This window comes from Sporosarcina sp. ZBG7A, from assembly GCF_000813425.1.
Lineage (GTDB): Bacteria > Bacillota > Bacilli > Bacillales_A > Planococcaceae > Sporosarcina.
Map to the genome: position 1 here is coordinate 85,536 of NZ_JWIB01000007.1, position 21,732 is coordinate 107,267.

Here is a 21,732-nt window from a genome sequence, read left to right on the forward strand (position 1 = left end):
TTGTTCAATTTACATATCTATCAAGATTTCACTTTTGGAGCAACGGGAAAAATTGAATCGAATGTGGGTACTAATTTAGATTCTTCAGGGTTCAACAAAATATGAACAGAACCTGAATCTGTCGCAGTCCGGATAAGTCGACCAACACCTTGACGTAAACGGAGCAACATATATGGTAAGTCCACTTCTTCAAATGGAGATTCTGCATGACTGCGCTTCGCATTGAACAACGGATCTGCAGGTGGCAACGGTAAATCATAAATGATCACTCTCGTTAATGCATCATGAGGAATATCCAGCCCTTCCCACAAATGATAGGAGCAGAATGCAGACCATTTTTTAGCTTGGAACTCTTTAACGATAGACGAGAGTTCACGGTCTCCCTCAAACGCCGCGAAAGGAAGTTGTCCTTCAGGCAGGTGCGCTCGAAAATCTTCCATAGACTGTTTCGACTTAAACAACACCAGCGTCTGTTCACCATCATTCAATAATTCGACAAGTCTGTTCATTTTACCATCTTCAGAAAGCGATTCAATGGTAAGATCCATGACTTCGTCGTAATCATATGGAGATTCAATTGAAAATGAAACTGAATGTTCAATACCTAGATTATTTGCAATAAACGAGAAATCATTTTGTACGGACAATGTAGCTGATGAGAAAATAATTGGTAGTTTTTCTGAAAATAATCGCTCCTGTAAAACATCTGTTACAAGGCGCGGCATAATAACTAGTGTCAATTCCCCTTCTCGATCTTCTGCCCAATCGACAGCTTCTGCATTATCCGAAAACAACTCTAATGAGAATATATATTGTTCGAGGTATTCTTCTACCATTCTCAAGTCATATTCAGGTATCACATAGAGCTCACTATCAAAGACAAATTCTTCGAGTAATGCATTCGAAAGACGAACTGCTTCACGCGCTGTATTCACGAGTTCGGCAGTCTTTGAAATCGTTAGTCGTTCTTCTCCATCCTCCTGAGCACATTCAGATAGGTAGTCGAAGAACAGTTCATGACATTCCATCAGTTGTTCCATCAGTTGAAGCGTTTGCTCACGTACACCGTCTGTCATGACCCGCTCCAGAAGTCCGAGAAGCGTGCTATCTTGTACTTCATAAGTTAGAGCGCGCTGTGCTGCATATTCAAGTAGATGACCTTCGTCAAAAACAGCCATTGAAACCTCTGGTAGTAATGGGAGTTGCCCTTGTCGTTTTCTAGACTCTTTCGTCCAAAGGTGTTCCATAAAGAAATCGTGGGAGCAAATGATGAGATCAGATGCTTTTCGATATTCACTGCGGTGAATCGTTTGTCCACAACGGTTTCGTAAGTCACATCCACCACATTGTTGTATTGGATGGTAATTGATCGTCTCCCATTCACCATCACTTAGATCTGGATAGGAAGAACGCTCTCCGTATGGATGCACTTCTGATAAAGAGGCTGGCCCATAAACGAATTCCGGGAGGCTGTCTTCCACATCCCCGGCATAATCTTCTCCGCTACGATTCATTTCTTCCAAACGCTTCAGGCAAAGATATTGGTCACGTGATTTTGCAAGACGCACATCGATTGTGAGCTCTAGCGCTTCACCAAGTTTACGAATATCGCCTTCCTCTTTTACAAGTTGGTCGATTAGTGTTTCGTCTGCGCAAGAGATTAATGCCGGTTTGCCTGTGTAGCGAGCATAAGCGATGGCAGGAAGTAGATAAGCGATAGTTTTACCTGTTCCGACGCCAGCTTCAGCAAATAATACTTCTTTTTCTCGTAGAGCTTGCTCAATTTGGAAAGACATATAGATTTGTTCATCTCTGCAGTCGAATCCTTTTTCGGTGAGCTCATCATATAAGGTATCTCCGATCCACTCGTTGAGTGATTCGTAGAATGTTTTGTCGCGTGTGAGTGCAAATGGTAACTTTCCTGTCATAGTGAACCCCTTTCTATTACATAAGAAAAGAGAGGAGAATCCTCTCTTTTAGATCTATTTAGATTAGCTTCGTTTGCCCCAGAACTGATAAAGATCTGTGCGGATGAAACCATTGAAGAGTTTACGTTTCTTAGTAGCTCTTTTGCCATACATCGTCTCAAAGTTTTCAAGAGAAGAAAGCATATAGACAGACCAGGATGGGTAAGGTTTCATGACGTTCCCCAGTGTAGCGGTTATGTCTTCAGCTTCTTCTAGTTCGCCAAGACGTTCTCCATACGGTGGATTTCCGACTAAAACGCCGTTTTCACCTTCAAGTGAAAGGTCTGCAACATTGCAAACGTTCCAATTGATAATATCTAAAAATCCTGCTTCTGCAGCATTTTTCTCTGCGACTTTTATCATTGCTGGATCCCAGTCAGAACCTGAAATCATCAGTTTACGATCATAATCTGCGACGTCTTCTACTTCTTCACGTACTCGGTCCCATACGCTTTCAGCCATCCATGGCCACTGTTCGCTTAAAAACTCCCGATTATAGCCTGGCGCTAAATTTTGTCCGAGCATTGCAGCTTCAATTGGAATCGTACCTGAACCACAGAACGGGTCGACAAATGGTCGATCCGGGTTCCATTTTGTCAATTTAACAAGTGCCGCAGCTAACGTTTCTTTTAACGGAGCATCACCTTGTCCAACGCGATATCCGCGTTTGTGCAGACCCGCACCGCTTGAATCGATTGTTAGTGTCACCTTATCTTTTAAAATCGATACTTCCAATTTGAATAATGGACCCGTTTCGTCTAAAAAGCCGACACGGCCATGGACGGTTTTAAGTTTTTCTGCAATTGCTTTTTTAACAATTGCTTGGCAATCAGGCACACTGTAAAGAATCGACTTAACGGATTTACCAGCAACCGGGAATGTTGCATCCACTGGAAGATATTCCTCCCACGGCAATTCTTTAGTTTTTTCAAATAGTTCGTCGAAAGTAGTTGCTTTAAATTCCCCTACGATAATTCGGACACGGTCAGCGATGCGCAGCCACATATTCGCTTTTGCAATTGCATGGGCATCGCCAGAAAAGTAAACTTTCCCATTCTCTGTCATCGTTTCATACCCTAGTGCTTTCACTTCTTCTGCAACGAGTCCTTCAAGCCCCATCGCTGCAGTTGCTACTAATTTGTATTCTTTCATGAATCGTACACTTCCTCTCCACTGTTGAATCACTTTATGTACGTGCTATATATGAACAAACCTGTTTTCTAACGCAGAAATGCTCTCCGTAAATACAGGAGAGCATGATTGTATACATTAAGTACCATCAGGAAATTCGTAAGCCATGTTTTGTTCCCTTGTACTCGAACGGTTTACACCTCGTACTCAGGGTGGTAATCATCTATCTACAGACGATTGTCTGTCCCTTCCTCCGTTCATTTCCTTCGGAAGAGCGCCCCTACCATAATTTGGGTTTCTCACTCGCGGGGTTTACCTCGTTCCACCTGTACCGTTTCCGATACAGCTCCGTCACTGTGGCACTTTTCAGGAAACGTCTTCCATATCCTAAAAGGACTTAGGAATTATTTCCGCCGTCAGCTGAATAAACAGCGCCCCGGCTTATTTTTTGGCCGGGCACGAACACTACGGACATCTCAGTACCGTGTGAGCATGGACTTTCCTCTCCAGTGTCTAGCACTGCAGCAATTACCTGAATTTCCGTCATGGCTTGATTAGTATACAGTAGAACCCCACTTTCCGCAAGGGTAAGTGGGGTTCGTCTTATTCGTTTCCTGAAAGTTTACTTCCAAACACAGCTTTTTCCAAATTAGAAATACGTTTCAGCAGGTCGAAGTTTGTTGTACCAGGAGCGCTCGATGCTGGTCGTTTCTGGACAGTAGATAACTCATTTTGAAGTTCTCCGTTTTCGCGTTCAAGCTCAGCGATCCGTTTTTTAAAACTTTCGTAATCATGAATCACACTATCTAAAAACAAATCGACTTCTTCTTGGTTATAACCGCGCATACCTGTTTTAAACTCTTTTTCAAGAATCGTTTTTGAATCCAATTTAATATCCATTCAACAACGTCCTTCCGTCAGTGGTAACTGCTCTAAGTATAGCATATCCTGTCCAATTCTGTCTGCTCAAGTCAAGATTAGAAGTGTTATTTTGTCGAGTCCTGCGCTTGCCCGGGAAATAATTTTCTCTTAAGTCTCATTTCCCGTTTTGTGAACTCCGCAATCATGCGCATAGAAAACGAAGCAGACAATGAGGAATCACGTGCAAGCAGCCCCTTGGAAACTCCACAAAGTTGTAGCGCCTTTGTGCAGTCTTTGTTTTTGTGCTCAAGTATTTTCGCCATTTCCTCAAGTGCAATAATCCGTTCCCGTCCAGTCGACTTCGTCATACAGACACCAAACGCATCTAGTGACTCTTTGTATTTCCCTTCCCTTTTTAAAAGAAACCCGAAATGGAAGTGAGTTGTCGGGTGTTGAGTCCCATATTCCTCGATTACCTGCTCTAAGACAGCAGTTGCTCGACTATGTGACTTCAAATCGGCATACCATTTTCCAATATTCGTTTGGCTAATCGCAGTTCCTGATAACTCCTCCTGTAAAAGAAGCTCAGTTGAACGAATATACAACGTGACAAGTGACAAAATATCGTACTCATTGTGCAGCAAAATCTTCATCAGCATTTCAGCACGACCATTTTTCACAGCATCTTGATAGATAATCGGTGCCAAATAGCCCGGCATATCGTCTTCCCGTACAAATCCAAGTTGTTCCTCTTCAACTGCAGGCAATTTGAACGATTCCATTTCGTGTTTCCAAATGCGCCTGGAACCGTGGAGCAGGTCGATCTGATCGTGCTTTGGCAAAGGAGGTAGTAAGTTCCGATTCATTGTCCACCTGGTATCCAATTGAGGCACATCGAAACTCTTTCCGTTATACATGACAAGCGTAACCGGCTTTTCCCATAATTCAGTTGCATAAAGAAACGCTGCTTCATGAGCAGGACCCGGCAGTACATACTGGGTCATTCTAAAGCCCTTGCCTCGTTGCTCGATTAAACCGATTAGAAAAATAAGTGTCCCGGTCCCTTTCAAACCCGTGGTTTCTGTATCAAAAAAAAGGAGTCGTTTGTCTGGGTCAGGTGCTAACGGATGTCGTTCCCCTGAGCTCTTCCATTTTTGCAACGTGGCCGTCAATTCGGTCAATTGATATTTCCCGTGTGTATAGAATTCGTCATAGTCGACAATTTTCTTATAAACGGTCCCGTAGTGATTGGTCTCTTTTTCGAGACCTGCTGCTAGCCACTGTGATTCGTAACTAGGAGATGACGCTTGAACGATCTTTGAGGTTTCTTTCTGAGTTGAAGAGTCAGCTTTTGATTTTTTCAACATACCTTTCATCTTCATAAGATTTTGCTCATACGACACGCGCGTCACCACCTGCCATACTCTTCAAAAGCTCCGCAGCGCCTAGCTTCAAATTTGTATCAGCTTCGGGCGGACCTGTACAAATTGGACAGCCTCCTTCACATTCACATGAACTTACGTGCGAGGCGGCCTGGCGAAGCAATGAATTCCATTGGTCAAACATCTTTTCACTCAATCCAATTCCTCCAGGATAACTATCGTAGATGAAAAACGTCGGTTTTCCTGTATGGACTGCTTTTACTTGCGGTACCACATGAATATCAGTTCTGTCACATTGAACAAACAAAGGAATAAAGGATTGCATCGCATGTGCTGCACCAGTCATGGCGTCAGTCAAGGTAGCTTCTGTCCATCCTTCAGGTACATCAAATGCTAGCCACGTGGACGCTGTATGTAGCTCTTCAGCTGGCAAATGAATAGGACCAGAACCGATATTGTCATGAGAATCGAATCGAATCTTCTTAAAAATTGTTGGGATTGCCAGGACAGCTAGATCGCCGAATGCCACTGTCTGGGATGCGTCATCCTGCTTTTTGTCTTCACTGATTACTTTCAGCTCAACAGCTAAATTCGCGTCTGTGAAGTAATCGACATCCACTTCTGTCACATACGCCTTCTTTTCCTCCCAATCTAACATTTCAACCTGGAACTGTGTACCTTGGTGCAAATAGATCGCTTCTTCATGTAACAACGTCATTGCACTGAATCGATCCATTTCTCCAATGACCGTCGTTTCTTTAGGTCGGGTTTTATCAATAATCACTACATTTTCTTGAGAAGCTGAACGTAAACTTACTTCGCTCGCAGGAAAACGTTCTGTCATCCAGTGCCAATGATCCCCTGCCAATACGAGAACTCCTTCAGACGCTAAAAATTCCAATAGCTGCTGGACATCGAACTCTGCATACTGATCGTTCACCGAAAATGGCAGTTCAAATGAAGCACACCGTAGATGATCCATGAGTATGACAATATTGTCAGGGTGAATATGCGCTTCCTCTGGTGATCCACCTAGTAAGTAATCAGGATGCTCGATGATGTATTGGTCCAACGCCATAGACTGTGCGACATAAATGATGAGTGCGTCATCCTGCCTTCTTCCTGCTCGACCTGCTTGTTGCAATGCACTTGCGATATTTCCCGGGTAACCCGTCATAACACATGCTTGGAGTTGACCAATATCAATACCAAGTTCCAACGCATTTGTACTGACTACTGTCTTAATCGTCCCATTACGCAGTCCTTTTTCAATTTTACGACGCTCTGAAGGAAGATAACCTCCCCGGTACCCCATGATCGTCTCATCCATCAATTTCTTTTTGGTGAGTTCTTTCATATAGGTTACGAGCATTTCTACACGCACTCTGCTTTTTGCAAAAATGATGGTTTGAACCCCTTCTCGATAAAGGCGGGAAGCAATATCCCGAACTTCCAAGACAGCACTCCTACGAATTCCAAACGTTTCATGGACAACCGGTGGATTGTAAAACAAAAAATGCTTCTTGCCAGCAGGCGCTCCGTTATCCGCAATGAGCTCCATTGAGGAATTCGTCAGGTTTTCCGCAAGTTGTTGAGGGTTTGCAATTGTTGCTGAAGTGCAGATGAACACAGGGTTACTTCCATAATAAGCACAAATTCGTTTTAAGCGTCTTAACACATGGGCAACATGTGTACCAAACACTCCCTTATACGTATGCAATTCATCGATCACGATATACTTCAAGTTCTCAAAAAGTGAAACCCACTTCGTATGATGCGGCAAAATTCCAGAATGTAGCATATCCGGGTTGGTCAACACAATATGCCCCGATTTACGAACCTTCGTTCTTAATCCGGGTGCAGTATCTCCATCATACGTATAACTTAGTATCGTTTCTCCACTCGCTTCAATGAGTTCATGTAGATCGGCTAATTGATCCTGCGCGAGTGCTTTTGTCGGAAAGAGATACAATGCTCGCGAGGCTTCATTCTCCAATATGCTTTGAAGAACAGGTAAATGATAACAAAGTGATTTACCAGACGCCGTTGGAGTTACCGCTGTATATGATTTTTTTTGTTGTGCGAAGTCGAATGCTTTCCGCTGATGACTATATAATTGATGTATGCCTTTATGTGAAAGCGCCGTTTTTAATGATGGATGCAATTTCTCAGGAAAAGTAGCATAGATTGCGTCTTTTCCTTCCGTCACTTTATAATGCTTTACATTCTTTGCGAATTCCGGATCTTGTTTCAACTCATCAATAAATGACTGGAGATTTACGTTATTTGCCATCTCCGCCCTCCTCTTTCTCTTTTTCCAACGCGATACGAACGGTATTCAATGTATAACTGGCGGATTGAATGGATTGAACAAATCGCTTTTTCCCTGTCTTTTGATAAAAGGATTGAACGGTAAATTGTTTCATCAGATCATTTAACGTTGAAATTTGAATAGGTCGTACGTATTTTGGCCGTCTTGTACGAATCCATTGTTGTACGAGTTCGTCCCATTCATCTATCATCAGATGCCAGTGATCGGCATATGGTTTAACTTCTTTATAAAAGTCGGGTTCGCGATTTTCAAGTCGCATGTCGCTATGCCGAACTAAGCACTCATCGCATACTTCAAGTAATTGTTCTGTTAACTGCTGTAACCTCATACTACTTGTCACCTTTCTACTACTTCTATTTTAAGTTTATCAAATTAGTGCTTTTAGTTCCAACATTGACGAACGTGCATTCCTCTCTAAAAGGGAGAGCATTTTGTAGTTTGCAACCTAATCAACGTTTTAACGTCTCAATATTGTGGTATGATACACTGATGATGTGAGGTGAGTATGTTGGCGATACGCTATCCAAATGGCAAAAAATATGTACCTACTACAACGAATACTGCTGCCAAACCAACTTCATTATCTTTCAGCAATCGGGGTAAAACGTTGGAAGATGAATTGAATGACAGCAACGAGTATTATACTAGTAGAGGGATCGCAGTCATTCATAAAAAACCCGTACCTATTCAAATTGTTAACGTCCGATATCCGGCGAGAAGTGCAGCAGTAATTACTGAAGCTTATTTCAAAACTGCTTCCACAACTGACTACAACGGCGTATGGCAAGGGAAATATGTCGATTTTGAAGCGAAGGAGACGAAAAACAAAACTTCTTTTCCTTTACAAAATATACATGATCATCAAGTTGAGCATATGTCTCAAGTACACGAACAAGGTGGTATTGCATTTCTAATTATCCGCTTTTCTCTCTTAGATCGCTATTTCGTATTACCCTTTAGAAATTTCATCGGAACATGGACAAGGATGATTGATGGTGGCAGAAAATCGATTACTCTTTCTGAACTTGAGGAAATGTCAGTCGAATTACAACCTGGCTATCATCCACGTCTAGACTATTTACACGCTCTAACCGGTCTAGTTGAACAAACAACCGGTGAACGAATTGAAAGGCAGGAATCCTAATGGACAAAAATACTCCAAATTCAAGGACCGCACGCAGACAACAAGCGGAGGCGGAGCAGAAATCGTCGCGGAAACATAAAAAAACACCTAAAAAGAAAAAAGGTCTCGTTAAGACCATATTGAAAGCAATCGTTGTTATCGGATTACTATTTTTGATGGCAGGTGCAGGTTTATTCGCCTACTATGCAAGTACGGCACCCGCATTAGATGAAAGTCTATTAAAAGACCCGCTCTCTTCAAAAGTTTTAGATCGTAACGACAACGTTATTTACACTACAGGTAATGAAAAGCGAAAATATATACCATACGACCAAATTCCTAAAGAATTGGAAGACGCAATTCTTGCAACGGAAGACTCCCGTTTTTACAAACACCACGGAATTGACCTATGGCGTCTTGGTGGTGCTGTCCTTGCCAATCTTAAAAGCGGTTTTGGCTCTCAAGGAGCTTCGACATTAACACAGCAAGTTATAAAAAACTCATTCTTCACGAATGAAAAAACATTAAAGCGAAAAGCACAGGAAGCATGGCTTGCTTTTAAGCTAGAACGAAATTATTCCAAAGAAGAAATTTTTGAAATGTATTTCAACAAAGTCCTCATGTCAGGTAACAAATATGGATTTGGTACAGGTGCTGAGTACTTTTTCGGGAAAGAGTTAAATGAGCTGGAGCTTCCTGAAATGGCAATGTTAGCAGGGATGCCTCAATCACCAAATGCTTACAATCCATTCAAACACCCTGAACGTGCACAAAAACGTCGTGATATTGTATTGAGACTCATGAACCAACACGAAAAAATCACAAAAGAGGAAATGGATACCGCGAAATCCATCCCGGTCACTGCTTCTCTTCTTCCTGAAGAAAAACGCGAAAAACCAATGGATATTAAATACCAAGCTTACATTGATATTGCTATGGATGAACTCCAAAAAGCAGGGTACAAAGATATTGAGGCAGATGGTGTTACGATTCAAACCGCCCTAGATCCTAACGCACAACAAGCTGTCGAAAAAGCACTTGCAGATTCTAGCAACTTTGAATCAGATACAATTCAAGCAGGTATGACAGTTGTCGATACAAAAACAGGCGAGATTGTAGCAGTTGGTGGAGGTCGTGATTACAAATTATTTAACCATAACTATGCAAGCGACCAAAAACGACAGCCTGGATCTTCGATCAAACCCGTTTTAGACTATGGCCCTGCAATTGAATACTTAAACTGGTCGACTGGTCAGACAATCGTAGATGAAAAAACAAAAGGTATAAAAGCAAATAACGTCGACAATAGATTCAAGGGACCTATCACTATGCGTCAAGCAGTGTATGAATCTCGAAACATCCCAGCGATTAAAACATTTGAAGAAGTTGGTACTAAAAACGCCGGGGAATTTGCAAACTCACTTGGCGTACCTGTTAAAAAATTATACCAATCGGATGCGATTGGCGGAGGCGCCAATGACGTCTCTACTCAACAAATGGCAGGAGCATTTGCGGCATTCGGAAACGAAGGTATCTACAATGCTCCCCATGCAGTAAAAAAAATAATTTTACGAGATGGTAAAACTGAAATCAATCTTTCTCCAGATCCAGTTTCCGCGATGAAGGATTCCACCGCTTATATGGTGACAGATATGCTTCGTGACGTGATGACAAAACCAAATGGAACTGGAACAAAAGCAAACATTCCTGGAATGGACATTGCGGGGAAAACGGGTACAACTAACTATTCAGCTGACGACAAAAAGAAATATAACATTGGCCAGTACAGTGTACCTGACTCATGGTTTGCAGGATATACATCCGACTATACGATTGCAGTTTGGGGAGGACATGAAAAACGAAACGAACCCATAGTCGGTTTCCAAGGCGGTCGCGATATGCCTAAAGTATTGTTCCGTCAAGTGATGAGCGATATCGCTTCTGGCAACAATCCGAAGAAATTCAAAAAGCCTAGTTCTGTTGAAGAAGCTACAATCGTCGCAGGATCTCAACCGCTTCAATTGGCAAGTAATAGCACACCAAGCAACCTGAAAAGTGATGAGCTATTTGTTCGTGGAACTCTTCCCGAGCGCACATATGTAGAGGAAGAGCCTGAGGAAGAAGTGACGGAACTTGAAGCGCCTACTGATTTAAGTGCAGAATATGACGCCGATAATCAGGAAATCGACTTAAGTTGGAACCACAATAAGCCTGATTCTGATGATTTTGATGGCGATGTCTCATTTGCAGTTTCAGTTTCTGTAGATGGCGGAGGATCCCAATCACTTACGGAGACAAGCGATAAATCCTTCACATTCGGGAATGTCGAACCGGGTCATACGTATACGTTCTCTGTTATTGCAAAAGCAGATAATCTTGTTAGCTCCCCTGCTTCGACAACGCTTATGATTCAGGCAACTGAAGAAGAAGTGCCTGAAGAAAATCCTGATGATGAAAACCAAGGGGACTCTGATCAGGACAATGAGGATGACGGTCAAAATAACGGCTCTAACAATGACAACAACAACAATAATAATGGCAATAACAACAACGGGAACAATAATAATGGCAATGGGAACAACAACGGTAACAATGGTAATAACGGAAACAATAATGGCAACAACGGCAATGGTTCAGACGGAAACAACTCTGAAAATAATGGAGAAGGTAACGATGCTGACGGTTCCGATGGCGTCAGTAGCAACCCTTCGAATAACTCGGACTCCAATACAGCCAGTTCGTCGAAACCTTCTGGAACCAAACCTGATGATACAAAGACATCAGACGAAAACTGACAACAAAAAACAGCGACTTCGTAAAAACGAAGTCGCTGTTTTTTTAATTGGTGATAAATCGGGCAATCTTCTTTCTCAATTCCGTATAGAGCAAATTCAATTGAATGAGTGCAAATGGACTTATTACCTTATCCTTGATGAATTGAAGGCGCTCCTCCCCATTCAATGGCTCCATTTTTGTACGACGATCAGAACCACCGACTGGTGCACATACCTCTAGTAATTCTTCATAGTTTGCAATGGCAATCGCCATCGACTCAGAAGCATCGGATTGCTTCTGGTCATAACGCTGTTGAATTTCAGGTTTTAGAGATTCCCATTTATCAAAGTAAAGCATTACTTGGTCTTTTGTTACATTTGGTTTTGAATTATCCATTAGTCTTCATCCTCTTCTTTCCTTCTCGACATACAGAAAGCAGTGGACATTCCGGGCAGTTCGGTCTTTGGGCTTTGCAGTGATATCTACCGAAAAAAATAAGTTGATGATGCGTCTGTGTCCATCGTTCTCTTGGTGTCCATCGCATGATTTTCTCTTCAACTGCCAAGACCGAGTCTTTCCATCGGTTCATTGCCAAACGCTTTGCTACACGTTCAACGTGTGTATCGACAGCAAGTGCAGGAACACCAAACGCATTTGAGACTACAACATTCGCCGTTTTCCTACCCACTCCTGGAAGTGTTGTCAGCACGTCGCGATCTTCAGGGACTTCCCCACCGAATTGAGTTAGAAGCATGAGCGACAACGCTTGGATATTTTTTGCTTTGTTCCGATAGAGACCAATCGAACGAATGTCTTGTTGCAATTCTTCGATTGGAACTTCCAAATAATCTCCTGGCGTTTTGTACTTCTTAAACAACTCTGCAGTTACACGATTGACCAGCACATCCGTACATTGTGCGGATAAAAGTGTCGCAACGACCAATTCAAAGGCATTTTCGTGCACAAGCTCACAATGAGCATCCGGAAACATCGTGTCGATTTCCTCTAAGCAATAGTGCCACTCTGTTTTAGTTAACATTCCACTCACCCATCCCGATCTTCAAGCCAGTTGTAGAGAGGAACCCGTTTAACAGTTCCTTGTGCTTTTCCCTGTCGTATAGATTGCGTAGGGGAACGGAAGGCTTTAGTTTGTTTTTCGACATCTGCAAGTGTCGTTACATTTTTCTTTTTCCATTCAAACAAAATCCGATCGATATAACGCATACTTAGTTTCTGAGCAATAACAGCCTCTTTTAAAGCTGCTTTAATAATATTAATGCCGTGATGATCCTGATCAATCCACATCGCAATCGTTTCACATTCCATAGGAGAAAGAAGACGCCCAAATTCTTGCTCAAAAACTTGGAAGATTTGTCCTTCTTCTTCCTTTTCTTTTACTTCAACTGTTTTATTCTGACTCCCGATTTCACATTCTAAAACCGCTTCCCATAAAGGAAGTAGTGAAAATTGTTCAAACAGTACTCCATTGGAATCACTAGTTTGGCCAATTTTCAAATATCCCTTTTGCATGAGACGCTGCAATACTTGGGATACCTCGTTTTCTGTGAGGTTCATCCGTGATGAAAAATCGGATGGCGTCGGAAACTCAATATGTTGAGCACGGTAGGCTTCCATTTGTAAAATGAGCATGGCATCCGAATCTTGAATGCCTAGTTTTTTATAAGAGTTAAAAAAAAGCTGGGGAATAGTAACATTCCCCTGCTCAATCCACATCCGGAGCCGTTCATCTTGTTGCATATGGCGAACTCCTCCTTGTTGCTTTATTAAGGATACAGACGGTTGAGTAGACGTGGGAACGGAATCGTTTCCCGCACGTGTTCAACCCCTGAAATCCAAGCGACAGTACGCTCTAATCCAAGACCGAAACCAGAGTGAGGCACTGCGCCATATTTACTTAACTCCAAATACCATTCGTATGCAGAAGCATCTAGCTGGTGATCTTCGATACGTTGCTTCATGAGTTCATAGTCATGAATACGTTCAGATCCACCAATGATTTCTCCATATCCTTCAGGGGCGATCAAGTCTGCACATAGCACAACATCATCACGATCAGGATGTGGTTGCATGTAGAATGGCTTAATGCCTATTGGATAATTCATGATGAATACAGGTAGATCATAACTTTCCGCAATGGCCGACTCATGAGGCGCTCCAAAATCGTCACCCCATTGGATATCATCGAATCCTTCTTTGTGAAGGAACTCAATTGCATCGTCATACGTAATGCGCGGGAACGGCGCTTGGATTTTTTCCAATTTTGAAGTGTCCCGACCTAGACGTTCTAGCTCAAGTTTGCAGTTTTGAAGTACAGATTGAACAACGTGTGCTACAAATTGCTCTTGTACCTCTAAACTTTGAGCATGTTCTACGAACGCCATTTCAGGCTCAATCATCCAAAACTCGATTAAGTGACGGCGAGTTTTCGACTTTTCAGCACGGAATGTTGGACCGAATGAAAATACTTTACCAAGTGCCATCGCAGCAGCCTCCATGTAAAGCTGTCCTGACTGTGAAAGATAAGCATCCTCATCAAAGTATTTCGTGTGGAACAACTCTGAAGTTCCTTCAGGAGAAGAACCTGTCAATATCGGTGGATCGATTTTGATAAATCCATTCATGTGGAAGAATTCATACGTTGCGCGAATAATTTCGTCACGTATTTTCATCACTGCATGTTGCTTCCGTGAACGCAACCAAAGATGACGGTGATCCATAAGGAATTCTGTTCCATGCTCTTTAGGTGTAATTGGGTAATCTTCTGCTACTTTAATCACTTCAATCCCTTTGACTTGCAGCTCATACCCAAAGCTTGAACGTTCGTCTACAGTAACCTCACCTGTTACATACAAGGAAGTCTCTTGTGTTAAACCTTTTGCAGTAGCAAATAATTCTTCACCAGCATCTTCCTTAACAACAACCCCTTGTACAAAACCAGAGCCATCACGTAATTGTAAAAATGCAATCTTACCGCTTGAACGCTTGTTGGCAAGCCATGCTCCAATTCGTACTGTTTCGCCTTCATGATCAGGCATTTCGTGAATCATAATCGTTTTCATAAGAGCCTCCAAAGTTTTTCTAGGTACTTGTACTACCTAGTCAGTTTTCGTTCAGTCGTTCCATTTCTCTTTTACAAATTGGTCTATACGGCGCACAGCTTCTTCTAACAAATCAATAGAAGTCGCGTATGATAATCGAATCGTTTCTTCTGAACCGAATCCGCTACCTGGGATAACTGCCACATTTGCTTCTTCCAGTAATGCTTTTGCAAACGCATCCACGTTTTCATAACCTGTATGTTTCACAGCTTCTGATACGTCTGGTAGCAAATAGAATGCACCTTGTGGTTTCACTGTATGGAAACCGGGAATTGCCTGGATTTGCGGATAAATACGTTCTAAACGAGCGCCGAAATCTTTCCGCATAATCTCTACTGCATCCTGTGAACCATTATACGCTTCGATTGCCGCATATTGTGAAGTAGTTACAGGATTTGATGTCGAATGGCTGGCAAGATTTGTCATCGCTTTTACGACTTCTTCGTTCCCGGCAATGAACCCAATACGCCATCCTGTCATCGAATGTGATTTTGAAACACCGTTAATAATAAACGTGCGCTCCTTAGCATCGTCTGACAATGTTGCAATGGAAACATGTTTTGCCGTTCCATAAACGAGTTTCTCATAAATTTCATCCGAAATGATCCAAATATCGTGTTCCTTACACACTTTCGCAATCTCTTTTAGTTCTTCTTCTGTATACACCATTCCTGTAGGATTACCAGGAGAGTTAAGGATAAGTGCTTTTGTTTTTGATGTAATAGCTTGCTTAATCTGACTGGCCGTCACTTTGAACTCTGCTTCTGCAGCTGCCTGAACGACAACAGGTACTCCGCCTGCAAGTTTCACTTGCTCCGGATAACTCACCCAGTATGGTGCAGGAATGATCACTTCATCTAATGGATCTAGAATCGTTTGGAACAATGTGTACAACACATGCTTTGCGCCAATCCCGATCATGACTTCAGTACGCGCATACGTTAAGCCTTGGTCCTTTTCCAACTTCCCAATGACTGCATCCTTTAGAGCAGGAAGACCACCAGATGGTGTGTACTTTGTCTTTCCCTCTTTCATAGAATGCCATGCTGCTTCCAGTATAGGCTCGGGTGTATTGTAGTCAGGCTCTCCTGCACCAAGACCAATTACATCAATACCAGATTCTTTCATTTCTTTTGCTTTAGCTGTAATCGCCAAAGTTGTTGAAGGTGAAAGTGTAGTTACTCTAGATGCTAATTGCTTCGCCAAGTCCATCGCTCCCTTTACCAGTGCGTTCATGCACTTCCTATAAGTTTAAAATTCGCTTTTGCCACTGTCCATCTGAAAATGAGACATACACGTAATTCAGTTTATTGTCCTCATTTTTGAATGCGACTTCCCATACAGCAGCATCGTCTTCCTCTCCCAGTTTAACATGGATGAGTTTGTTGACGTTCATTTCTTGTTTGACCGAGGATAATGCTTGTTTTGCGGTTATACCTTTTTCAAGAGTAATCACGTTCAGATCCTCATCTGATTTCGCCTTCTCGTTTACAAAAACGGCTTTTGAAACACCTTTTGAATCTTTTCCAAAGACCACTGTAAGTGATGTTGTGCCATTGTACACTTCAGCCCGATCTGCTTCTTCTAAAAGACCCGCATCCAATACTCGATTGGTCGCATTTTCTTTTAACGTAGAAGCAGGTTCATAAGCTTTGTAAAAGACAAATGACGTAAAAGCTAGCGTTAGAGCAAAGAGAAAAACGGCGAAAAATTTTATCCAGTTTATCACTATTTCACATCCCACTCTTAATGGGTTTAGACAGACCTAGATTGATTTTTTAAAAACGTATTCATCTAAGTCCGTTAGACTCATTTATTATAGCAATTATTAAGTTCATCTACCATACGTGCAAGTGACACTTTTTTAACAGGCACGTCTGGCAGCGCTTCTAAAAATTTCTTACCATATGATTTCGTTTCAATTCGTCGATCCAAGATGATGAAAAAACCAGTATCTGTAGATGAGCGAATTAGTCTTCCAAAACCTTGACGTAGTCTCAAAATTGCTTCAGGTAATGCATATGCAGTGAATGCATTTTTCCCCATCTGGTTCAGTAGGGCAGTTTTTGCTTTAAACACAGGTTCAGACGGAGAAGAGAAAGGTAAACGCACTATAATAATTGCTGATAATGAGTTACCAGGGACGTCAACCCCTTCCCAGAAGCTATTTGTACCGAACAATACCGCTTTTTCATACTGACGGAATGATTTTAACAATCGATACCTACTACCTGAGCTGATGCCTTGAGCGATGAGTGCATAGTCTTCCAACAATCCACTGTCTGAAATGAGTTCATGGGTTTGATTCAGCATATCTTGCGACGTAAAGAGAACAAAAAGTCTCCCCTCAGTTACCATTACCGTTTGGACGATTGCCTCCGCCACTTCTTCTACATATTCTTGTTGTGCGACTTGCTGAATGTTCGGCATATCATCGATAAGAAAGATCTGGGCACCTGTATAGAAGTGTTCAGGAGCAAGTAACTTCAGAACGGGCACCTCTTGGGCAACACCTAATTGCCGTGCAACAAAGCGCTCATCGCTTTTCACAGATAATGTCCCAGACGTCCATATCACGCCTTTTTCCTCAGTGAAAAATGAGTTCAGTGAATTACGGATCACAGGTGCACTGTCAATAGGACTTTTAATGACTGTGAGACTTCCCGGGATACTTCTTTGGTCTTGCTCCATCCAAACAGTTCCATCCGATTCGTTATCAAGGAATAATTCGACCCATTCTCCAATTTTCACGCGAAGCTCATCTATCCAATAATGCCATTCTGTAAGAATCGCTTGTTCTTTATCGGAAAGACTTTCCACTTCCCGATCCAATCTTTTAACATATGTCGAAGCTTGCTCAATGAAGCTATTCATGGATTGGAACACAGTTTCAAATACGATTCGGTCCGCCGTGATGTCTTCTAAAGCAACATGAAGTCGACTCCCCTTAACATGACCTCTTTGAACTGATTCTGACCCTATTAACTCATGGATAGCAGCATCAAAAGCAGAAGAGAATTTCTCGAATGCTGTCAAAAGGTTTGAACGCTCACGTGAACGATGTAATCTCTTTCGTATTAGAATCCCTTCGATGCGACGACTAATTTGGTCATCTGCTTCAGAGCCAATTTGCCCCAGTACATATTTCCAATTTGTATAGGAGAATATGATTTCATTTGTTTTATAGGCCGCGTGTATAAACTGATGGGCTTCATCGACAACGAGTCCGCAAGATTCCTTAACAATTTGTTCCTTACTGGCTCCATCACTGAGAAGTAATGCATGGTTCGTGATGACAATATCTGCATGACGGCAATTTTCTAAAGCGATTTGATGATAATCCACTCCAACTTCATCTTCTGCAAGAACCGAAGAACGTTTGCGGATTCGATCGATATACAGCATGCCGCCACCTGAAAGATTAAGTTCGTTAACATCTCCCGTCGTGGTTTCCGTTAGCCAAACTAAAAGTTGCATTTCAGTGAATATATTGTCATAACTCGATTCGCCACTTAACAACAGTTCTGCAAACTTTGCTAGCGAAATATAATTTGAACGCCCCTTCAACACGGTAGCTTGAACTGGAACAGATAATGCTTTCGAGACGACGTCAATTTCTTCTTCCATAATTTTATCTGCCAAATGATTCGTGTACGTACTCACAATGACTGCTTGTTTTGTTTCCACTGCGCGAATGGCTGCAGGCAGCAAATAAGATACTGTCTTTCCTATTCCTGTAGGAACCTCAACCATGATCTCCGTTCCTGTACGTAAGGATTTCCAAGCAGCATCCATGAATTGCAGTTGCGCGCTTCTAGATTCGTAGGAAGGATATGCTTGAATGAGCAACTGGTCTTTTTCATCTTGACTGATTGGATAGGTAATTTCTCTAGGTTCAAGGTTCTGGATGAGCTTGGTTTGCCGAAAAGGAATTCCCCGGAAATGAGAGAGATGCGGGTAAAGCGTTTTTTGACGCGCCTCTACTAGCGCTAGATAGAATATTACGGATAGATCTGTTTTCAACGAAAAAGAGCGCTTATGTAAACGAGTTATCGTTTGTTCTGGAAGCAATTTGACTTTATCAATACATTTAAGTAACAAGTGGGCTGTCGCTCTTGCATCATCATCTGCACGGTGAGCAGCGGAAAGTTCGATTCCAAGTTCCTCTGTCAATTCTTTTAAACGATAGCTGACCGCGGATGGAAACATGATTTTTGAAAATTCGACTGTATCGATTTGTTTTCCTTGCCATCGAGGAATTCCACAACGTAGAAACTCTTTTTGCAGAAATGTTAAATCGAAGTTCGTATTATGTGCGGAAAAAACCCATCCCTCTAATAAGTCTCTCACTTCTTGCGCAATTTCTTCAAATAACGGTGCATCTTTTACCTCGGCGTTCGTGATATCCGTTAGTTCTTGTATAAAAACAGGGATTTTTTGACCGGGATTGACAAAGCGGACATACTCGTTTGTGAGAATGCCGTCTTCAATGAACATGATGGCAATTTGAATAATCCGGTCGCCTTTTTCGGGGGAATGACCGGTTGTCTCCAAATCGACTACTGCAAATTTTAGATTTTCCATGGATTCATCAACTTCCTGTATCGGTTTCCTACTGCAGATTGTACCATATATTCAGTCTAGGCTCTAAAGGAAGGGTGCGAACATGGCAAAAAATGAAAAAGCTATCCAGAAAGTCAGTAGATACTGTTTCTGGATAGTCATTTAGTTTTAAATAAGAATACAATATGCGTTTCTAAATGCAATTCACATAGAGATTATCAAACAATTACACCGTGGGATTCTTGGATAATTTGGTTTACTTTGTTATGTTCATCCATGAGTAGGACCATTGGGGTATGTTGTTGCGCTTCTTCGTCTAGCATGAGAGCATACGCAAGTATGATGACGATATCTCCTGGTTGAACGAGTCTTGCAGCAGCACCATTAACGCAGATCATGCCACTGCCACGTTTCCCTGGAATGGTATACGTTTCGAATCGTTCTCCGTTGTTATTGTTGACGATCTGTACTTTTTCGTTAACCAGGATATTGGCTGCATCTAGTAAGTCTTCGTCAATTGTAATGCTTCCTACATAATTCAAATTGGCTTCTGTAACTGTAGCGCGGTGTAGTTTACTTGTGAGCATCGTACGGAACATGATTCAGCCTTCCCTCTCAAAAATGATATTATCGATCAAACGAGCTTTTGGAAATTGGACTGCGCAAGCAATGATCAGATCTTTCGACATAGCGGTCGGTTCTTCCAATAGTGGATAGGTCAGTATTGATATATAGTCAACGGTCCCCGATGTCTTTTTCTCAAGTGCTTCTGTGACAAATTGTTTAACTGCATCAATTGCGACCCCTTCAAGGACTAAAACTTGCCCCTGTTGCAACGTTTCATATAGTGCTGGTGCTTCGCTTCGTTCTTGAGAAGAAAGGTTCACATTCCTCGAGCTTTTTGCCAATCCATCTAACTCCCGAACTGTTGGAACGCGAACTATGGTTGCTGGACAGTTGTAATCACGGAAAAACGTTTCAATAATCGCAAGTTGTTGCGCATCTTTCATGCCAAAGTACACGTTGTTTGGTTGCACGATATTCACGAGCTTCAAGACCACTTTCAACACGCCATCAAAGTGACCCGGACGCGATGCTCCGCATAACCGGTCTGCCAGAGGACCTGGAACTATACGTATACCCCCATCAGTTGGATACATTTCCTCTACTTCAGGACAAAATATAATGTCCGCCCCCGCTTGCGCAGCAAGTCTTACATCTGCATCCAAATTGCGAGGATACGCTTCAAAGTCCTCCCCTGGTCCAAATTGAGTAGGGTTTACGAAGATACTAACTGCGACGCAGTCATTGTTCTCTTTCGCTTCCCGTATTAACGATACGTGGCCTTCATGAAGAAATCCCATCGTTGGAACAAAACCGATTGTCCGATTCGATGCTTTCATGTCTTGCTGCCATTCAATCATTTTTGAGATTGAAGCTGTACATTGCATTGGAGTTGTTTCAGTCACTGGTTTCCGCCTCCATACAAATTCACTAATTCTTCTTCTTTCATCGTGAACTGATGCTGCGCGACGGGAAACGTTCCTGTTCGTACTGCATTTGTATAGGATGAAATTCCATCTTGAATAACTACTCCAGCATCGCTAAAGCACTCCGCGAATTTCGGTAGACGATGGTCTCCATATTTTACAAGGTCGTGGAATACAAGTACTTGGCCGTCTGCTTCTGCCCCTGCGCCTATTCCTATGATCGGAATACTGACCGCTTTCGTTAACTTCTCAGTCAACTGATGGGGGATGCACTCGACAACAATCATGCATGCACCTGCTTGTTCACACAATATCGCATCATCCAACAGCTTACGTGCAGAATCCGCTGTCTTTCCTTGTACTTTGTAGCCTCCAATAACAGATGCCGATTGAGGAAGTAACCCTAAATGGGCAACAACTGGGATCCCTGTGTTCGTAAGTAGCTGAATCGTATCCAATACTTCATCAGCTCCTTCGACTTTAAGCGCGTCTGCACCCGTTTCTTGAAAGACCCGAATTGCTTCGTTAAGAATTCGATCTTGTGAGCCTCTAAACGTCCCAAAAGGCAGATCGACAACAAGAAACGTATCTTTTGCGCCACGTCTTACCGCTTTTCCGTGATGAACCATGTCATCCGAAGTCACATATACAGTTGAAGGATATCCCAGAACGACCATTCCAAGAGAATCCCCGACTAGCAAAATATCAACATCTGATTTTTCAGCAAAAACCGCTGTTGGGTAATCATATGCTGTCATCATCACAATTTTGTCACCCTCAGCTTTCATCCGTTTGAAGTCCGTAATTGTTTTCATTGTTCTTCTCCTCTCCTATTCAGGAGAAAACCAAAACATAAAAACCCTTCTAGTCATAAAAAGACAGAAGGGTTGTGTAGGATATCGTCATAGGTTTCCTCCGTCCCTGTCAATATGATCAAGGCAGATTTATTTAATTGTGTTCACGTACTGGTATTACAGGTGCGATTCAAT

At 42.3% G+C, this 21,732-nt stretch carries 18 protein-coding genes and 1 other RNA gene; 2 read left to right on the forward strand and 17 right to left on the reverse strand.

What is annotated here, in order from left to right:
- Positions 1 to 20 precede the first annotated feature (20 nt).
- The 7 genes from RL70_RS01895 to RL70_RS01920 all read right to left on the reverse strand — a co-directional run bounded on the left by RL70_RS01895 (position 21) and on the right by RL70_RS01920 (position 8,001).
- Positions 21 to 1,928, reverse strand: a complete 1,908-nt coding sequence (locus RL70_RS01895; protein ID WP_039041746.1) for an ATP-dependent DNA helicase — start codon at positions 1,926 to 1,928, stop codon at positions 21 to 23.
- 63 nt (positions 1,929 to 1,991) lie between these two features.
- On the reverse strand, positions 1,992 to 3,119 hold the full coding sequence (locus RL70_RS01900) for a class I SAM-dependent RNA methyltransferase (protein ID WP_039041747.1): 1,128 nt from the start codon (positions 3,117 to 3,119) through the stop codon (positions 1,992 to 1,994).
- Positions 3,120 to 3,254: 135 nt separating this feature from the next.
- Positions 3,255 to 3,638: RNase P RNA component class B (rnpB, locus tag RL70_RS17445), an RNA gene on the reverse strand.
- 63 nt (positions 3,639 to 3,701) lie between these two features.
- Positions 3,702 to 3,998, reverse strand: coding sequence for a cell division regulator GpsB (gpsB, locus tag RL70_RS01905; protein WP_025784848.1), 297 nt, complete (start codon positions 3,996 to 3,998; stop codon positions 3,702 to 3,704).
- A gap of 86 nt (positions 3,999 to 4,084) precedes the next feature.
- Positions 4,085 to 5,362, reverse strand: a complete 1,278-nt coding sequence (locus RL70_RS01910; protein WP_039041748.1) for a ribonuclease H-like domain-containing protein — start codon at positions 5,360 to 5,362, stop codon at positions 4,085 to 4,087.
- Entirely contained in the window at positions 5,352 to 7,634 is a 2,283-nt protein-coding gene (locus tag RL70_RS01915; protein WP_039041749.1) for a DEAD/DEAH box helicase, read from the reverse strand. The genes RL70_RS01910 and RL70_RS01915 overlap by 11 nt, the downstream gene beginning before the upstream one ends.
- Entirely contained in the window at positions 7,624 to 8,001 is a 378-nt protein-coding gene (locus RL70_RS01920) for a YppE family protein (RefSeq protein WP_039041750.1), read from the reverse strand. The genes RL70_RS01915 and RL70_RS01920 overlap by 11 nt, the downstream gene beginning before the upstream one ends.
- Before the next feature lie 180 nt (positions 8,002 to 8,181).
- Between RL70_RS01920 and recU the strand changes: the two genes are divergently transcribed.
- Together recU and RL70_RS01930 are read left to right on the forward strand one after the other, a co-directional pair.
- Entirely contained in the window at positions 8,182 to 8,817 is a 636-nt protein-coding gene (gene recU, locus RL70_RS01925; RefSeq protein ID WP_039041831.1) for a Holliday junction resolvase RecU, read from the forward strand.
- Positions 8,817 to 11,591, forward strand: a complete 2,775-nt coding sequence (locus RL70_RS01930) for a penicillin-binding protein 1A (RefSeq protein WP_039041751.1) — start codon at positions 8,817 to 8,819, stop codon at positions 11,589 to 11,591. Before recU ends, RL70_RS01930 begins: the two co-directional genes overlap by 1 nt.
- Before the next feature lie 43 nt (positions 11,592 to 11,634).
- Here the strand turns inward: RL70_RS01930 and RL70_RS01935 are convergent, their stop codons facing one another.
- The 10 genes from RL70_RS01935 to panB all read right to left on the reverse strand — a co-directional run bounded on the left by RL70_RS01935 (position 11,635) and on the right by panB (position 21,558).
- Positions 11,635 to 11,967: a YpoC family protein gene (locus RL70_RS01935; protein WP_039041752.1), complete on the reverse strand. Its 333-nt coding sequence runs from the start codon at positions 11,965 to 11,967 to the stop codon at positions 11,635 to 11,637.
- Positions 11,960 to 12,610 carry an endonuclease III gene (gene nth, locus RL70_RS01940; RefSeq protein WP_039041832.1) on the reverse strand — a complete coding sequence of 217 codons (651 nt, stop codon included), beginning with the start codon at positions 12,608 to 12,610 and terminating at the stop codon, positions 11,960 to 11,962. The genes RL70_RS01935 and nth overlap by 8 nt, the downstream gene beginning before the upstream one ends.
- A 5-nt stretch (positions 12,611 to 12,615) precedes the next feature.
- Positions 12,616 to 13,329 (reverse strand): DnaD domain-containing protein, encoded by a 714-nt coding sequence (locus tag RL70_RS01945; RefSeq protein ID WP_039041753.1) that lies wholly within the window; start codon positions 13,327 to 13,329, stop codon positions 12,616 to 12,618.
- 26 nt (positions 13,330 to 13,355) lie between these two features.
- Complete coding sequence (gene asnS / locus RL70_RS01950) at positions 13,356 to 14,651, reverse strand: asparagine--tRNA ligase (RefSeq protein WP_039041754.1); 1,296 nt, start codon at positions 14,649 to 14,651, stop codon at positions 13,356 to 13,358.
- A gap of 51 nt (positions 14,652 to 14,702) precedes the next feature.
- A complete protein-coding gene (locus RL70_RS01955; protein WP_039041833.1) occupies positions 14,703 to 15,902 on the reverse strand; it encodes a pyridoxal phosphate-dependent aminotransferase in 1,200 nt (399 codons plus the stop codon).
- 31 nt (positions 15,903 to 15,933) lie between these two features.
- Positions 15,934 to 16,419, reverse strand: a complete 486-nt coding sequence (locus RL70_RS01960) for a DUF5590 domain-containing protein (RefSeq protein WP_039041755.1) — start codon at positions 16,417 to 16,419, stop codon at positions 15,934 to 15,936.
- A gap of 80 nt (positions 16,420 to 16,499) precedes the next feature.
- Complete coding sequence (gene dinG / locus RL70_RS01965) at positions 16,500 to 19,274, reverse strand: ATP-dependent DNA helicase DinG (protein WP_039041756.1); 2,775 nt, start codon at positions 19,272 to 19,274, stop codon at positions 16,500 to 16,502.
- Between the two features lie 197 nt (positions 19,275 to 19,471).
- Positions 19,472 to 19,852, reverse strand: coding sequence for an aspartate 1-decarboxylase (gene panD / locus RL70_RS01970; protein WP_039041757.1), 381 nt, complete (start codon positions 19,850 to 19,852; stop codon positions 19,472 to 19,474).
- 3 nt (positions 19,853 to 19,855) lie between these two features.
- The gene (panC, locus tag RL70_RS01975) at positions 19,856 to 20,722 is read right to left on the reverse strand and encodes a pantoate--beta-alanine ligase (RefSeq protein ID WP_369795173.1); all 867 of its coding nucleotides are present in this window, start codon (positions 20,720 to 20,722) and stop codon (positions 19,856 to 19,858) included.
- A complete protein-coding gene (gene panB, locus RL70_RS01980; protein WP_039041758.1) occupies positions 20,719 to 21,558 on the reverse strand; it encodes a 3-methyl-2-oxobutanoate hydroxymethyltransferase in 840 nt (279 codons plus the stop codon). The genes panC and panB overlap by 4 nt, the downstream gene beginning before the upstream one ends.
- Positions 21,559 to 21,732: the final 174 nt, after the last annotated feature.

Coding starts and splice junctions, on each gene's coding strand:
- RL70_RS01895 (WP_039041746.1), bottom strand. CDS start 1,928: ATGACAGGAAAGTTACCATTTGCACTCACACGCGACAAAACATTCTAC.
- RL70_RS01900 (WP_039041747.1), bottom strand. CDS start 3,119: ATGAAAGAATACAAATTAGTAGCAACTGCAGCGATGGGGCTTGAAGGA.
- gpsB (WP_025784848.1), bottom strand. CDS start 3,998: ATGGATATTAAATTGGATTCAAAAACGATTCTTGAAAAAGAGTTTAAA.
- RL70_RS01915 (WP_039041749.1), bottom strand. CDS start 7,634: ATGGCAAATAACGTAAATCTCCAGTCATTTATTGATGAGTTGAAACAA.
- RL70_RS01920 (WP_039041750.1), bottom strand. CDS start 8,001: ATGAGGTTACAGCAGTTAACAGAACAATTACTTGAAGTATGCGATGAG.
- RL70_RS01930 (WP_039041751.1), top strand. CDS start 8,817: ATGGACAAAAATACTCCAAATTCAAGGACCGCACGCAGACAACAAGCG.
- RL70_RS01935 (WP_039041752.1), bottom strand. CDS start 11,967: ATGGATAATTCAAAACCAAATGTAACAAAAGACCAAGTAATGCTTTAC.
- nth (WP_039041832.1), bottom strand. CDS start 12,610: ATGTTAACTAAAACAGAGTGGCACTATTGCTTAGAGGAAATCGACACG.
- RL70_RS01945 (WP_039041753.1), bottom strand. CDS start 13,329: ATGCAACAAGATGAACGGCTCCGGATGTGGATTGAGCAGGGGAATGTT.
- asnS (WP_039041754.1), bottom strand. CDS start 14,651: ATGAAAACGATTATGATTCACGAAATGCCTGATCATGAAGGCGAAACA.
- RL70_RS01955 (WP_039041833.1), bottom strand. CDS start 15,902: ATGGACTTGGCGAAGCAATTAGCATCTAGAGTAACTACACTTTCACCT.
- dinG (WP_039041756.1), bottom strand. CDS start 19,274: ATGGAAAATCTAAAATTTGCAGTAGTCGATTTGGAGACAACCGGTCAT.
- panD (WP_039041757.1), bottom strand. CDS start 19,852: ATGTTCCGTACGATGCTCACAAGTAAACTACACCGCGCTACAGTTACA.
- panB (WP_039041758.1), bottom strand. CDS start 21,558: ATGAAAACAATTACGGACTTCAAACGGATGAAAGCTGAGGGTGACAAA.